At 67.8% G+C, this 14,821-nt stretch carries 12 protein-coding genes; 2 read left to right on the forward strand and 10 right to left on the reverse strand.

The genetic code is table 11. From position 1 onward, the window contains the following. Positions 1–50: 50 nt before the first annotated feature. Entirely contained in the window at positions 51–881 is an 831-nt protein-coding gene (gene fdhD, locus BM43_RS21355; RefSeq protein ID WP_036049240.1) for a formate dehydrogenase accessory sulfurtransferase FdhD, read from the forward strand. A 78-nt stretch (positions 882–959) separates the two neighbouring features. Here fdhD and BM43_RS21360 read toward each other — a convergent pair whose 3' ends face one another. The 8 genes from BM43_RS21360 to BM43_RS21395 form a co-directional block, all read right to left on the reverse strand. Beyond that, positions 960–1,727 (reverse strand): enoyl-CoA hydratase, encoded by a 768-nt coding sequence (locus tag BM43_RS21360; protein ID WP_036049239.1) that lies wholly within the window; start codon positions 1,725–1,727, stop codon positions 960–962. Positions 1,728–1,816: 89 nt separating this feature from the next. Continuing rightward, positions 1,817–3,016, reverse strand: a complete 1,200-nt coding sequence (locus tag BM43_RS21365; protein ID WP_036049238.1) for an acetyl-CoA C-acyltransferase — start codon at positions 3,014–3,016, stop codon at positions 1,817–1,819. A 73-nt stretch (positions 3,017–3,089) separates the two neighbouring features. After that, complete coding sequence (locus tag BM43_RS21370) at positions 3,090–5,525, reverse strand: 3-hydroxyacyl-CoA dehydrogenase/enoyl-CoA hydratase family protein (protein WP_036049237.1); 2,436 nt, start codon at positions 5,523–5,525, stop codon at positions 3,090–3,092. A 105-nt stretch (positions 5,526–5,630) separates the two neighbouring features. Then, a complete protein-coding gene (locus BM43_RS21375) occupies positions 5,631–7,418 on the reverse strand; it encodes an acyl-CoA dehydrogenase C-terminal domain-containing protein (RefSeq protein WP_036049235.1) in 1,788 nt (595 codons plus the stop codon). Between the two features lie 57 nt (positions 7,419–7,475). Further along, positions 7,476–8,075, reverse strand: coding sequence for a TetR/AcrR family transcriptional regulator (locus tag BM43_RS21380; protein ID WP_013699351.1), 600 nt, complete (start codon positions 8,073–8,075; stop codon positions 7,476–7,478). 260 nt (positions 8,076–8,335) lie between these two features. After that, positions 8,336–9,610, reverse strand: a complete 1,275-nt coding sequence (gene clsB / locus BM43_RS21385) for a cardiolipin synthase ClsB (RefSeq protein WP_036049233.1) — start codon at positions 9,608–9,610, stop codon at positions 8,336–8,338. Next, positions 9,607–10,083 carry a dihydroneopterin triphosphate diphosphatase gene (gene nudB, locus BM43_RS21390; RefSeq protein WP_013699353.1) on the reverse strand — a complete coding sequence of 159 codons (477 nt, stop codon included), beginning with the start codon at positions 10,081–10,083 and terminating at the stop codon, positions 9,607–9,609. Before nudB ends, clsB begins: the two co-directional genes overlap by 4 nt. Before the next feature lie 153 nt (positions 10,084–10,236). Next, entirely contained in the window at positions 10,237–11,175 is a 939-nt protein-coding gene (locus BM43_RS21395; RefSeq protein WP_017919283.1) for an AEC family transporter, read from the reverse strand. 137 nt (positions 11,176–11,312) lie between these two features. Here BM43_RS21395 and BM43_RS21400 point away from each other — a divergent pair, with 137 nt between their 5' ends. Continuing rightward, complete coding sequence (locus tag BM43_RS21400) at positions 11,313–12,179, forward strand: LysR family transcriptional regulator (protein ID WP_025096874.1); 867 nt, start codon at positions 11,313–11,315, stop codon at positions 12,177–12,179. A 121-nt stretch (positions 12,180–12,300) separates the two neighbouring features. On the opposite strand, the gene aspS is transcribed toward BM43_RS21400, so the two are convergent. Beyond that, positions 12,301–14,103: an aspartate--tRNA ligase gene (gene aspS / locus BM43_RS21405; RefSeq protein WP_036049230.1), complete on the reverse strand. Its 1,803-nt coding sequence runs from the start codon at positions 14,101–14,103 to the stop codon at positions 12,301–12,303. 54 nt (positions 14,104–14,157) lie between these two features. Continuing rightward, positions 14,158–14,808 (reverse strand): DUF502 domain-containing protein, encoded by a 651-nt coding sequence (locus BM43_RS21410; protein ID WP_017919281.1) that lies wholly within the window; start codon positions 14,806–14,808, stop codon positions 14,158–14,160. Positions 14,809–14,821 lie beyond the last annotated feature (13 nt).

The following is a 14,821-nucleotide window of genomic DNA, read 5'->3' on the forward strand; positions in this document are numbered from 1 at the left end:
CGTCCGCGCGAGCCCGCTCGCCGGCCCCGCCGAACCCGCAGGAGCCCGCCTTGAATTCCTCCCCCATCGATACCCACGAACCGAGCGGCAGCGTCGAAGTCGCGATCTCGCGCCATCGCGGCGGCGAGATCTCCGCCACCGCCGACCAGGTCGGCCAGGAATGGCCGGTCGCGCTGGTGTTCAACGGCATCTCGCACGCGGTGATGATGTGCACGCCGCGCGACCTGGAGGCGTTCGCGGTCGGTTTCGCGATTTCGGAAGGGATCGTCACGCGCGGTGCCGATATCAAGGACATCGAGGTGGTGCTGCATACCGAGGCAGCGATCCCGCACGCGGAAGTGCATCTCGAGGTGGTGCAGCAGGCCTTCGCCGCCCTCAAGGACCGGCGCCGCGCGCTGGCCGGGCGCACCGGCTGCGGCGTATGCGGGATCGAGAGCATCGACCTGCTCGACCTGGCGCCCGAGCGGGTGCCCGTCACCGGTTTCCTCGAACGGCTCGCGCCCGATGCGCTGGCCCAGGCGGCGCGCGCGCTGCCCGCTCACCAGGCGCTGACGCGGCTCACCGGCGGCCTGCACGCCGCGGCCTGGTGCGACGCCAGCGGCGCGATCCAGGCCGCGTTCGAGGATGTCGGCCGCCACAACGCATTGGACAAGCTGATCGGCGAGCTGGTGCTCAAGCGAGCCGACCTGACCGACGGCTTCGTGTTCCTGTCGAGCCGCGCGAGCTACGAACTGGTGCGCAAGGCGGCCCGGGTCGGCATTCCGCTGGTAGCGACGATCTCGGCGCCCTCCTCGCTGGCGATCGCGATCGCGAAGGAAGCGGGCCTGCGCCTGGTCAGCTTCTGCCGCGAATCGGGCTACGTCGATTACGGCACGGCCTGAGCGTCGCGCGATCAAGCGGCCGCGCGCGACGCCGAGCAGGCACGACCACCGGGCCTGAAGGCCCGGCCGCAGCCTTGTTCAGTCGAACTGACGAAAGTCCGGCTTGCGCTTCTCGAAGAAGGCGCTGATCGCCTCGCGCGCTTCCGGCGCGCGCAACATCTCGCCGAAATGCCTCGCCTCCTCCTCCATGCGCGCGGCCACCTCGATATTGCTGCCGGTGCGCTTCATCAGCGCCTTGGTCACACGCAGCGACGATGCCGGCAGGGCGGCCAGCTTCTGCGCCTGGGCGAGCGCGAAGGCGTCGAGTTCGGCGGCCGGCAGCACGCGGTTGACGATGCCGATCCGATGCGCCTCCAGCGCGTCGAAGGCCTCGCCGAGCATCAGCTTCTCGGCCGCGACCTGGTGGCCCGTCAGGCGCGCCAGCAAGAGGCTCGAAGCCGCCTCGGGGCACAGCCCGAGCTGGGTGAACGGCAGCGACAGCTTGGCCGTGTCGGCCGCGTAGACCAGGTCGCAATGCAGCAGCATGGTCACGCCCACGCCCACCGCGATGCCCGGCACCGCCGCGACGATCGGCTTGGCCGCCGTGCTGATGCGGTTCAGGAACTGGAACACCGGCGCATCGGGCGTGTTCGGCGGGACCTTCATGAAGTCTTCCAGGTCGTTGCCAGCGCTGAAATTGCCCTCGCTGCCGCGAATCAGGATCGCGCGCACGGCGCTGTCCTCCTGGGCCGAGGCGAGCGCGTCGGCCATCGCCTGGTACATCGCCGCGGTGATCGCGTTCTTCTTGGCGGGGCGCGCGATCGTGATCGTCAGGACGCCGTTCGCGACGTCGGTCTGGATATCCATCTCACCGTCTCCTCAACTTCTGGCTCGATAAAAAAAGCGGTGCGCGAGCGAGCTGCCCGCGCACCGCCGTCATCGGGTGCGTGACCCGCTTACAGCCGTTCGATGATGCCGGCGGCGCCCATCCCGGTGCCGACGCACATCGTGACCATCCCGTACTTCAGGTTGCGGCGACGCAGCGCGTGCACCACGGTGGCCGCGCGGATCGCGCCGGTCGCGCCCAGCGGGTGGCCCAGCGCGATCGCGCCGCCCATCGGGTTGACCTTCGAGGGATCGAGGCCGAGATCGCGGATCACGGCCAGCGACTGCGCCGCGAAGGCCTCGTTCAGCTCGATCCAGTCGAGATCGTCCTGCTTGAGGCCGGCGGCCTTCAGCGCGGCGGGGATCGCCTCCTTCGGGCCGATGCCCATGATCTCGGGCGGCACGCCACGCACCGCGAAGCTCACGAAGCGCGCCAGCGGCGTGAGGTTGAACTGCTTGAGCACCTTCTCCGAGACCACGATCAGCGCGCCGGCGCCGTCCGAGGTCTGCGAGCTGTTGCCGGCCGTCACCGAGCCCTTGTTGGCGAACACCGTGCGCAGCTTGGCCAGGCCTTCGGGCGAAGTGTCGGCGCGCGGGCCTTCGTCGAGCTTGAGCTCGCGCGTGCGGATCTCGACCTCGCCGGTGGCCAGGTTCGGGAAACGCTCGGTGATCGTGTAGGGCGAGATCTCGTCGTTGAATTCGCCGGCTTCCTGCGCGGCGAAGGCCTTGCGGTGCGATTCCACCGAGAACGCGTCCTGGTCCTCGCGGCTCACCTTCCACTGCTCGGCCACGCGCTCGGCGGTCAGGCCCATGCCGTAGGCGATGCCGACGTCCTCGTTGCGGTCGAAGATATGCGGCGACAGCGAGGGCTTGTTGCCCATCATCGGCACCATGCTCATCGATTCGCAGCCGCCGGCGATCAGCGCGTCCGACTCGCCCACGCGGATGCGGTCCGCCGCCATCGCCAGCGCGGTGATGCCGGAGGCGCAGAAGCGGTTGACCGTGACGCCGCCGACCGTGTTCGGCAGGCCCGCCAGCAGCGCGCCCATGCGCGCCACGTTGAGGCCCTGCTCGGCCTCGGGGATCGCGCAGCCGACGATGGCGTCCTCGATCAGCTTGGTGTCGAGGCCCGGCACCTGCGAGACCGCCGACTTGATCGCGTGGACCAGCAGCTCGTCCGGCCGGGTGTTCTTGAACGCGCCGCGCGGCGCCTTGCCGATCGGCGTGCGGCTGGCGGCGACGATGTATGCGTCTTGCAACTGTTTGCTCATTTGTGGCTCCTGTCGGCCGGCGGCGGCGCGCTCGCGCCCGTGCCGGCCTCATGCAAGGTTGTTCGCGATCCGCTCAGTTGCGCACCGGCTTGCCGGTCTGCAACATGCCCATGATCCGCTCCTGCGTCTTCTGCGTGCCGAGTAGCTCGACGAAGGCGCGGCGCTCCAGTGCGAGCAGCCATTCCTCGTCGACCGTGCTGCCCGCCTCGACGTCGCCGCCGCAGACCGCTTCCGCGATGCGGCTGGCGATGCGGTAGTCGTGCTCGCTGATGAAGCGGCCGTCGCGCATGTTGACCAGCTGCGCCTTGATGGTCGAGATCGCCGAGCGGCCCGCCACCGGGATTTCCTTGGCCTTGAGCGGCGCGCGGTAGCCGGTATCGGCCAGCGCCCGCGCTTCCTTCTTGGCCACGTCGAGCAGTTCGAAGACGTTGAACACGATGGTGTCCGAGGGCTTCACGTAGCCCATCGCGCGCGCATCGTGCGCCGAGGCGGATACCTTGGCCATCGCAGCGTTCTCGAAGGACTTGGTGACGAACTTGAGGATCTCGGTGGTCGCGCCAGCCGCCGTGGCGGCTTCCGCCGCGCGCAGCGCCGCTTCCTTGAGGCCGCCGCCGGCCGGCACCAGGCCCACGCCCACTTCCACCAGGCCGACGTAGCTCTCGACGTGCACCACGCGCTTGGCGCTATGCAGCATCAGCTCGCAGCCGCCGCCCAGGGCGATGCCCGAGACGGCCGCCACCACCGGCACGTTGGCGTACTTCACGCGCAGCATGCCTTCCTGGAACTTCTTGACGAACGGCTCGATGCCCTTGGCGCCGCCCATCATGAAGGCGGGCATGGCTTCCTCGAGGTTCGCGCCGGCCGAGAACGGGCCGCCCGGCGTGCCGAGCTTGAGCGAGGTCGGCTGCCAGATCACCACGCCCTTGTAGTCCTTCTCGGCCAGTTCGATGGCCTGCGCCAGGCCGTCGATCACGCCCGGGCCGATGGTGTTCATCTTCGACTTGAACGAGACGATCACCACGTCGTCCTCGCCCGCGCGCTCGTCCACCCAGGCACGCACCGAATCGGTCTCGAACAGCGTCTTGCCCCAGGAAAGCGGATCGCGGCCGGCCTCGCCGAGCAGCGGCGCGCGGAACACCTGTCGCTCGTAGACGGGCAGCGAGGAACGCGGCACGTACTTGCCCGCCGACGGCGACCACGAACCTTCGGCCGTGTGCACACCGCCCTTCTCGGCGACCGTGCCTTCCAGCACCCAGGCGGGCAGCGGCACCTTGGCGAGCGCCTTGCCCGCCGCGATGTCCTCCTGCACCCACTCGGCCACCTGCTTCCAGCCGGCGGCCTGCCAGCCCTCGAACGGGCCTTCGTTCCAGCCGAAGCCCCAGCGGATCGCCAGATCAACGTCGCGCGCGTTGTCGGCGATCGACTCGAGGTGGAAGCCGATGTAGTGGAACACGTCGCGGAACACCGACCACAGGAACTGCGCGTGCGGATGCGAGGTCTCGCGCAGCAGCTTGAGGCGCTCGGCGGGCGGGCGCTTGAGGATGCGCGCCACGGTCTCGTCGGCCTTCGCGCCGCCGTCGACGTAGCTGCCCGACTTCGGATCGAGCACCTTGATCGCCTTGCCTTCCTTCTTGTAGAAGCCGGCGCCGGTCTTCTGGCCGAGCGCGCCCTGCTTCACCAGCTCGGCGAGCACGGGCGGGGTTTCATAGACGGGGAAGAACGGATCGTCGGCGAGGTTGTCCTGCATCGTCTTGATCACGTGGGCCATGGTGTCGAGGCCCACCACGTCGGCGGTGCGGAAGGTCGCCGACTTGGCGCGGCCCAGCCGCACGCCGGTCAAGTCGTCCACTTCGTCGAAGCGCAGGCCGAACTTGGCGGCCTCGGTGATCACCGCGAGGATCGAGAAGATGCCGACGCGGTTGGCGATGAAGTTCGGGGTGTCCTTGGCGCGCACCACGCCCTTGCCGACCACGCTGGTCAGGAAGGTCTCGAGCTGGTCGAGGATCTCGGGCCGCGTGTGGGCGGTCGGGATCAGCTCGACGAGGTGCATGTAGCGCGGGGGATTGAAGAAGTGCACGCCGCTGAAGCGCGCCTTCAGCTCGTCGGAGAAGCCGTCCGAGAGCGCCGTGATCGACAGGCCCGAGGTGTTCGAGGCGAAGATCGCCTTCGGCCCGATGTGCGGCGCGACCTTCTTGTAGAGGTCGTGCTTCCAGTCCATGCGCTCGGCGATCGCCTCGATCACCAGGTCGCATTCGGCGAGCTTGGCGAGGTCGTCCTCGTAATTCGCGGGCTCCAGGTACTTCGCGTCGTCCTTCACGCCGAACGGCGCTGGCGACAGCTTCTTGAGATTCTCGATGGCCTTCAGCGCGATGCCGTTCTTGGGGCCTTCCTTGGCCGGCAGATCGAACAGCAGCACCGGGACGCGCGCGTTGACGAGATGCGCGGCGATCTGCGCGCCCATCACGCCGGCGCCGAGCACGGCGACCTTGCGAATGATGAAATTGCTCACGGGACTCCTCCGGAAAGAACCGCGCGTCGCGCCCGGCAGGCGGGCTTCGGAACGCGCGGCGTGTGAGTGTGCTGGGGCGCCCGGGCCGCCGGCCCGGGCCTCGCGTCAGAACAGCGCTTCGTCGACTTCCATCAGCGTCTTCGAGCCGGCGCGCGCGGCGCGGATGGTGGCCGCCGTTTCCGGCAGCAGGCGCGCGAAGTAGAAGCGCGCGGTGGCCAGCTTCGACTTGTAGAACGGATCGCCCGAGCTTTCCTTGTCGAGCGCCAGGCGCGCCATGCGCGCCCAGAAGTAGGCGAACACCAGATGGCCGGCGGTGCGCAGGTAAGGCACGGCGGCGGCGCCCACCTCGTCCGGGTTCTGCATCGCCTTCATGCCGATTTCCATCGTCAGCTTCTGCAGCTTCTCGCCGATGTCGGCCAGCGGATTGACGAACTCGGCCATCTCAGGCTTCACGCCCTCGGCCTCGACGAATTCGGTGACGAGCGCGCCGAACTTCTTGAGCTTGGCGCCCATGTCGCCGAGCACTTTGCGGCCCAGCAGGTCGAGCGACTGGATCGAGTTGGTGCCTTCGTAGATCATGTTGATCCGCGCGTCGCGCACGTATTGCTCCATGCCCCACTCGGAGATGAAGCCGTGGCCGCCGTAGATCTGCATCGCGTGGTTGGTGCACTCGAAGGCGTTGTCGGTTAGGAAGGCCTTGATGATCGGCGTGAGCAGGGCGACCAGGTCGGCCGATTCCTTGCGCACCGATTCGTCGCCGTGCGAGAGCTCCTTGTCGATCTGCAGCGCCGACCAGTAGGTGAAGGCGCGCGCACCTTCGGCGTAGGCCTTCTGCGTGAGCAGCATGCGGCGCACGTCCGGGTGCACGATGATCGGGTCGGCCGGCTTTTCCGGCGCCTTCGGGCCCGTCAGCGAGCGCATCTGCAGGCGCTCCTTCGCGTAGGTCAGCGAGTTCTGGTAGGCGACCTCGGTCAGCCCCAGGCCCTGCATGCCGACCCCGAGGCGCGCCGCGTTCATCATCACGAACATGGCGTTGAGGCCCTTGTTCGGCTCGCCGACCAGCCAGCCGGTGGCGTTGTCGAGGTTCATCACGCAGGTGGCGTTGCCGTGGATGCCCATCTTGTGCTCGATCGAGCCGCACTTGATGCCGTTGCGCTCGCCCGGTTCGCCCGAGGCGTCGGGGATGAACTTCGGCACGATGAACAGCGAGATGCCCTTGGTGCCTTGCGGCGCATCCGGCAGGCGCGCCAGCACGAGATGGACGATGTTCTTCGCCATGTCGTGTTCGCCGCTGGAGATGAAGATCTTGGTGCCGCTGATGGAATAGGCGCCGCCGGTGATCGGCTCGGCCTTGGTGCGCAGGATGCCGAGGTCGGTGCCGCAATGCGGCTCGGTCAGGCACATGGTGCCGGTCCATTCGCCCGATACGAGTTTCGGCAGGTATTGCTGCTGGAGTTCGGGGGCGCCGTGCGCGTGCAGGCATTCGTAGGCGCCGTGCGAGAGGCCGGGATACATGGTCCAGGCCTGGTTCGCCGAGTTCATCATCTCGTAGAGCGCGTTGTTCACGAAGGCGGGCAGCCCCTGGCCACCGTAGTCGGGATCGCAGCCCAGCGCCGGCCAGCCGGCATCGATGTACTGCCGGTAGGCTTCCTTGAAGCCGGTCGGCGTCTTGACGACGCCGTCGCCCTCGTATTTGCAGCCTTCGCGGTCGCCCACCTGGTTGAGCGGGAACAGCACCTCGGCGCAGAACTTGCCGGCTTCCTCGAGCACCTGGTTGATGGTGTCGGCATCGAGGTCCGCGTGTTTCGGCATCTGCTTCAGTTCGGCTTCGACATTCAGCAACTCATGCAGCACGAATTGCATGTCGCGCAGCGGGGCAACGTACTGTCCCATGACTCTCTCCAAAGATAGGGCACTTGGCTCGAGCCTCGCGCGGGCGTCAGGGCACCGCTACCGGCTCTCGCTCTGATACGAAACGATCGTCTTTTCCAGCGCGGCCCACGTCAGACGCACGCCATCCGGCAGATGCAGGAAACGGGCGTCATGGTGCAGACCGAGCGTGAAGCTGTACAACTCAAAGAGCATCACGTCCGGATCGGTATCCGGGCGCAGATGGCCTTCGTCCTTCGCCTGCGAAATCGCGCGCAGCAGCGCCGCGCGCCAGGCCGTCACGCTCGCGATCAACTGCTCGCGCACCGGGCTGTCCGGCCGGTCGTCGTACTCGACGGCGCCGCTGATGTAGATGCATCCGGTGGTCACTTCCTGGATGCGCTTCTCGATCCAGCGAGCCAGCATCGCACGCAGGCGCGGCAGGCCGCGCGGCTCGCGCAGGCTCGGAAAGAACACCTCGCTCTCGAAGCGCCGGTGATACTCGCGAACCACCTCCACCTGCAAGTCCTCGCGCGAACCGAAATGCGCGAACACGCCGCTCTTGCTCATCTGCATGCGCTCGGCCAAGAGGCCGATCGTCAGACCTTCCAGCCCGTCCCGGCTGGCAAGGTCCAAAGCTGCTTCGAGTATCGCGGCACGCGTCTGTTCGCCTTTTCGCATAAGCTTGATGTCTAAACCGTTCACGGGTAATCCAGAAAATCGAACGGCCGTACTATTATTGAGTGCGGCCGTCGTTCGAACAAGGAAATTATTAGATACCGGTGTCTAACCGCCCCGCTATTGTTGTCAGGTTCGGGCGGAACCGGAAGCAGGGCTTGTCCGCCCCCTTGGATGCCGGCCGGGTAGCCTGCGTTCGCGCAACGAACGGGCCCGTCGGCGGCCTTTCATCGGCCTGTCATGATCGCGCGTGCGGCCGGCCGTCAGTCGTAGCCGCCCACCGTCAGCAGCTTCATCGCGCCGCGGTAGACCGTGTAGGCCAGCCAATTCAGCAGGCGCTCCATCGGCGGGCGGGCCGCGAAACGGGCCGGATCGATCTCCCGGCCATCGGCGAAGGCCGCGTCGATCGCCTCGCGCAGCGCCTGGATCTCGGCGTCGTGCTTGACCAGCACCACGTTCGCCTCGTTGTTGAGCATCAGGCTCAGCGCGTCGAGGTTGGACGAGCCGACCGTCGCCCAGTTGTCGTCGACCACCGCCACCTTGCCGTGCAAGATGGTGCGATCGTACTCGGCGACGCGGACCCCCGCCCTCAGCAGGGCATGATAAAGGAATGGCACGGCGGTATCGAGTGCCACGAATTCCTTTCGACCGATCAGTACCCTCACCTCGATGCCGCGTCTTGCCGCATTGGTCAGCGCCCGGCGCAGCTTGCGACCCGGCATGAAATACGGATTGGCCAGCACCACCGCCTGGCGCGCGCGACCGATCGCGGCAAGGTAGGCCTTCTCGATCGCGCGGCGGTTCAGCACATTGTCGCGCGCCACGAAGGCCACGCTCGGCTCGCTGATGTTGCGCAGCGCGCCGGCCTTGATCCAGCGATGGCTGCGCATCCAGCGCCGGAAGCGCGCCGCGAAGGCCTCGCTGGTCGCCACCGGCGGCGCGTATTGCGCATAGCGCTTGTGGCCGGTACGCACGCGGTACCACTGCACCTCTAAGGCGGCGCGGATGTCGGCCACCGCCGGGCCGGCCAGCTCGACGGCGAAGTCCCAGCGCGGATACGGCAGCGTCTCGCCGTTCTGGTCGTAGTCGTCCACGATGTTGATGCCGCCGCAGAACGCGTGGGAATCGTCGACGCAGGCCAGCTTGCGATGCGTGCGCGAGAAGCCGAAGCGGCCGAACAGGTAGCGGTTGTAGATGCGGTGCTCGATGCCGGCCTCGCCCCAGGTCTCGAACAGCGGCAGGCGCGCCGTGCCGATGCCGTCGGTGATCACGCGCACGTGCACGCCGCGGGCGGCGGCGCGCAGCAGCGCATCCGAGACCAGGCGGCCGGCAGGGTCGTCGCAGAAGATGTAGGTTTCCAGCAGCACCGATTGCGAGGCGCTGTCGATGCGGCGCACCAGGGCCGGGAAGAATTCGGCACCGCCGTCGCAGAGCGTGACGGTATTGCCCGAGGAAAACGCCAGCCGCGACGAGGACCCGCGTTCCTGCAGGAACAGGTCCCGCAGCTGGGTCAGGCGCAGCCGGCCGCCCGCGCTCATGTCCCGCGTGCCGCCAGGCGCGCCGGCAGTTGCAGGATCGCCTCGCTGTTGGAGGGCGAATAGCAGCGCGCGGCGGCCTCGCGATAGGGCAGCCAGACGTAATCGGTATGCTCGCGCGGCGAGAGTGTCACGGCGATGCCGGCCGGCACCTCGAGGCTGAACCAATGCTCGGTGTTGCGCGTGACGCCCGGCGCGTAGCGATGCCGGTATTGCGGGTAGATGCTGTATTCGATCTGGTGGCGCCAGTCGTGGAGCGCGCCCGGCGGCACGCCCTCGCCGCCCACCACGATGCCCGTTTCCTCGCCCACCTCGCGCACGGCGGTAGCGGCCAGCGGCTCGTCGAGCCAGTCCTTGGCGCCGGTCACGGACTGCCAGAAACCCGGCAGGTCGGCGCGCTTGATGATCAGCACGTCGAGCGCGGCGGTGTGGATCACGACCAGGACGGATTCGGGGATTTTCGGTGGCTTCGTCATGTCTTGCGGTTCGGCGGCCGGGGCTCGGCGAGCCTGCCGGCCGGCAGCTTCGGAACCGGCAGACTGTACCGCAAAACGAAGGCCGGCGCGTGTCGGGACGGGGCCCGCGGCAATCCGCCGGAACCGCCCGGCACCGCCGACGAGACGCCGACGTCAGGCGCGCGGCAGCAGGATCAGCAGCATGGACAGCGTGGCGATCGAGGCCACCGTCGAGAACAGGATGGTGCGCGATGTCACCTGCGGCTCGCGGCGATAGAACTCGGCGAGCATAAAGGGCCCGGTGCCGGTCGGCAGCGCGGCCAGCACCACGGCCATCGCGACCAGCACCGGCGGCAGGCCGAACACGCGCGCCGACAGCCACCAGGTCAGCGCCGGCTGCACCACCAGCTTGATCGCGGTGAGCAGCAGCGCATCGGGCAGCACGCCGTGCGCGGGCCGCTTCTCGGCCAGGAACAGGCCGAGGCTGACCAGCGCGCAGGGGCTGGCCGCGCCGCCGAGCAGCTTGAGGAAGGTCTCGACGCTGGCCGGCGGCGCGACATGCGCGGCGGATACCAGCGCGCCGACGATCGGCGAGACGATCAGCGGATTGCGGCCCAGCGAGGCCAGCACCTTCAGCGCCAGCCGGTGCGGCGCGCGCTCGCTCTGCAGGCCGATCTCGATCAGCACGATCGCGAAGCCGAACAGCACGCAGGCCACGATGATGGTGACGATGGTGGTCGGCATCAGCCCGGGCGGGCCGAACACCAGCAGGGCCAGGGGAAAGCCGATGTAGCCGGTGTTCGGGTAGGCGGCCGCGATCGCGTCGACGCTGGCGTCGGCGAGCGGCCGGCCGCGCGCCAGGCGCAGTGCGAGCACCGCGCCGAACACGGCGGCGCAGGCGATCGAGAAGGCGGCGATGAAGCGCGGCTGGTCGAGCTGCGCCCAGGTGGCATGCGCCATCACGTCGAACAGCAGCGCCGGCAGCGCCAGCCAGACCACGAAGCGGTTCAGCTCCGAGGCGGCGCTGGGGCCCAGCAAGCCGCGCCGGCGGCAGAGGAAACCGGCCAGGATCAGCGCGAAGATCGGCAGCAGGATGGGCAGCGTGGCGGACACGGCGAGACTCGGCAAGGCAGGAGGAACGGAAAAGCGCCGGCGGCGTGACGGCCGGGCGGGAAAACCGACGAGCCTAACCCGCCCGCTTGATACAATCCAATGCGATTTTTAGTGTCTACTCATACCTTTTCTGCATCGTGCTCGATATCAAGCCGCTCCGCTATTTCGTCGCGCTGGCCGAAACGGGTCATTTCGGCCGCGCCGCGACGCGCCTGAATCTGTCGCAGCCGCCGCTGTCGCGCCAGATCGCGGCGCTGGAGGCCTCGCTGGGCGTGACCCTGGTCGAGCGCGGCCCGCGCGGCGTGACGCTGACGCCGGCCGGCGAGCGCTTTCGCGACGACGCGAAGGCGATCCTGGCCGCCGTCGAGCGCGCCGCCCACCACGCGCGCGCGGCCGCCTCGGGTGCAGCCGGCAAGCTGACGGTGGGCTTCACGATGTGCGCCGCCTACAGCGTGGTGCCGCGTTACGCGCGCGAATTCGGCGCCGCCTGGCCGGAGGTCGCGCTGCACCTGCGCGAGACGGTCTCGAACGATCTCGCCGAGCAGGTGCTGAACGGCCATATCGACGCGGCGATCCTGTTCCCCGGGCCGCCGCACGAGGGGCTGGAGCAGCGCATCGTGGTCACCGAGCCGCTGTGCGTGGCGCTCTCCCGCGAGCATCCGCGCGCACGGGCCCGCCGACTGCGGATCGCCGAACTGGCCGGCGAGCCCTTCGTGATGGCGGTCGAATCGGTCGCGCCGACCTTGCGCGCGGCCATCGTCGGCCACTGCCGCCAGGGCGGCTTCGAGCCGAACATCCGGCTCGAGGTACAACTGCAGCAGACCGTGCTCGGGCTGGTCGACGAAGGTGTCGGCGTCGCGCTGGTGCCCGAATCGATGCGCCGCGCGCAATGGGCCGACGTGGTGTTCCGCCCGCTGGTCGACGCGCCGACCATCGAGCAGGCGCTGGTCTGGTCGCCGGCGAATCGCAACCCCTGCCTGGCGCGCTTCCTGGCGATCGCCTGAAGCGTACCGAAGCGCGGCGCCTGCCCTAGCTGTGCCCCTGTGCCCGATCGACGGGCGATAAAAAACCCTGCCGGCGTTGCCGCCGGCAGGGTTATTTTCATGCGCAGCCTAGCGCGAAGCCTCAGGCCTTCGGCGCTTCCGGCTGGCGCAGGCGGATATGCAGTTCCTTGAGCTGGCGCTCGTCGACCGGGCTCGGCGCCTGCGTGAGCAGATCCTGCGCGCGCTGGGTCTTCGGGAACGCGATCACGTCGCGGATCGAATCGGCGCCGGCCATCATCGTGACGATGCGGTCCAGGCCGAAGGCGATGCCGCCGTGCGGGGGCGCGCCGTATTGCAGCGCGTCGAGCAGGAAGCCGAACTTCGCCTGCGCCTCCTCCGGCCCGATCTTCAGCGCGCGGAACACCTTGCTCTGCACGTCTTCCTGGAAGATCCGCACCGAACCGCCGCCGATTTCCCAGCCGTTCAGCACCATGTCGTAGGCCTTGGCCAGGCAACGGCCCGGGTCGGTCTCGAGGTACTCGAGGTGCTCGTCCTTCGGGCTCGTGAACGGGTGGTGCGCGGCCACGTAGCGAACCTCGTCCTCGTCGTACTCGAACATCGGGAAGTCGATCACCCACAGCGGCTTCCAGCCCGACTCGACCAGGCCGTTGGCCTTGCCGAATTCCGAGTGGCCGATCTTCAGGCGCAGCGCGCCGAGGCTGTCGTTGACCACCTTCGCGCGATCCGCCGCGAAGAAGATGATGTCGCCGTCCTGGGCGCCGGTGCGCTCCAGCATCGCCGCGATCGAGGCGTCGTGCAGGTTCTTGACGATCGGGCTCTGCAGGCCGTCGCGGCCCTTCGCCTTCTCGTTGACCTTGATCCAGGCCAAGCCCTTGGCGCCGTAGATGCGCACGAATTCGGTGTAGCCGTCGATATCGCCGCGCGTGAGCTCGCTGCCCTTGGGCACGCGCAGCGCCGCGACACGGCCGTCCTTCGAGTTGGCCGGCGTGCTGAACACCTTGAACTCGACGTCCTTCATGGCATCGGTCAGCTCGGTGAATTCGAGCTTGACGCGCAGGTCCGGCTTGTCCGAACCGAAACGCGCCATCGCTTCCGAATACGGCATCACCGGGAAGCTCGCGTCGAGCTCGACGCCGATCGTCTTCTTGAAGACGTGGCGGATCATTTCCTCGAACAGGTCGCGAATCTCCTGTTCGCCGAGGAAGGAGGTCTCGCAGTCGATCTGGGTGAATTCGGGCTGGCGATCGGCGCGCAGGTCCTCGTCGCGGAAGCACTTGGTGATCTGGTAGTAGCGATCGAAGTTCGCCACCATCAGCAACTGCTTGAACAGCTGCGGCGACTGCGGCAGCGCGAAGAACTGGCCCGCGTTGACGCGCGAGGGCACCAGGTAGTCGCGCGCGCCTTCCGGCGTGCTCTTGGTGAGCATCGGCGTCTCGATGTCGATGAAGCCCTGCTCGTCGAGGTACTTGCGCACCTCGATCGCCACGCGGTAACGCAGGCGCAGGTTGTTCTGCATGTGCGGGCGGCGCAGGTCGAGCACGCGATGCGTGAGGCGCGTGGTTTCGGAGAGATTGTCGTCGTCGAGCTGGAACGGCGGCGTGACCGACGGGTTCAGCACCGTCAGCTCGTGGCACAGCACCTCGATCTTGCCGCTCTTGAGGCCCGCGTTGATCGTGCCGTCCGGACGACCGCGCACCAGGCCCTTGACCTGGATGCAGAACTCGTTGCGCACGCCTTCGGCGGTCGCGAACATCTCGGCGCGATCCGGATCGCACACCACCTGCACGAGGCCTTCACGATCGCGCAGGTCGATGAAGATCACACCGCCGTGATCGCGGCGGCGATGCACCCAGCCGCACAGCGACACGGTTTGGCCCAGCAGGTGTTCGGTCACGAGACCGCAGTATTCAGTTCGCATCGACATGATGTTTGCTTTCGTTCGGTTTTTGATCAACGGGGCGCGGCTGGCGCCCGGAAATTACAGCGGCGGCTCGACGGGCGGCCGCGCCGGTGCGGGCACGGGCACCGAAGGCGCGACCACGCCCATCGAAACGATGTACTTCAGCGCGGCGTCGACCGACATGTCGAGCTCGACCACCTCGCTTTTCGGCACCATCAGGAAGAAACCCGAGGTGGGATTCGGCGTGGTCGGCACGTAGACGCTCACGTACTCTTCCTTCAGGTGGTTGACCACGTCGCCGCCCGGCACGCCGGTCAGAAACGCGATCGTATAAGACCCGCGGCGCGGGTACTCGATCAGCAGCGCCTTGCGAAAGGCGTTGCCGCTGCTCGACAGCAGCGTGTCCGAGACCTGCTTGACGCTGGTGTAGATCGGCCCGACCACCGGGATGTGCCGCACCACCGCATTCCACCACGTGACCAGCTTCTGGCCGATGAAATTCTGCGTGGCCAGCCCGACGATGAAGATGAAGGCCAGCGTCAGGACCGCGCCGATGCCGGGCAGGTGGAAGCCCAGCAGCCGCTCGGGCTGCCAGGATTCGGGCAGCAGCAGCAAGGTTTGGTCCATGATGCCGATCACCGAGCCGAGCACCCACAGCGTGATCGCCAGCGGAACGAGGACCAGCAGGCCGGTCAGGAATACCGTTTTGAGGGTCGTCTTCTTCATCATCTGCCGTCAGGTA

The sequence above is a fragment of the Burkholderia gladioli genome, from assembly GCF_000959725.1.
Taxonomy (GTDB): domain Bacteria; phylum Pseudomonadota; class Gammaproteobacteria; order Burkholderiales; family Burkholderiaceae; genus Burkholderia; species Burkholderia gladioli.

Coding starts and splice junctions, on each gene's coding strand:
- BM43_RS21365 (WP_036049238.1), bottom strand. CDS start 3,016: ATGAGCAAACAGTTGCAAGACGCATACATCGTCGCCGCCAGCCGCACG.
- BM43_RS21380 (WP_013699351.1), bottom strand. CDS start 8,075: ATGCGAAAAGGCGAACAGACGCGTGCCGCGATACTCGAAGCAGCTTTG.
- BM43_RS21410 (WP_017919281.1), bottom strand. CDS start 14,808: ATGATGAAGAAGACGACCCTCAAAACGGTATTCCTGACCGGCCTGCTG.
- clsB (WP_036049233.1), bottom strand. CDS start 9,610: ATGAGCGCGGGCGGCCGGCTGCGCCTGACCCAGCTGCGGGACCTGTTC.
- BM43_RS21375 (WP_036049235.1), bottom strand. CDS start 7,418: ATGGGACAGTACGTTGCCCCGCTGCGCGACATGCAATTCGTGCTGCAT.
- nudB (WP_013699353.1), bottom strand. CDS start 10,083: ATGACGAAGCCACCGAAAATCCCCGAATCCGTCCTGGTCGTGATCCAC.
- BM43_RS21360 (WP_036049239.1), bottom strand. CDS start 1,727: ATGGATATCCAGACCGACGTCGCGAACGGCGTCCTGACGATCACGATC.
- aspS (WP_036049230.1), bottom strand. CDS start 14,103: ATGTCGATGCGAACTGAATACTGCGGTCTCGTGACCGAACACCTGCTG.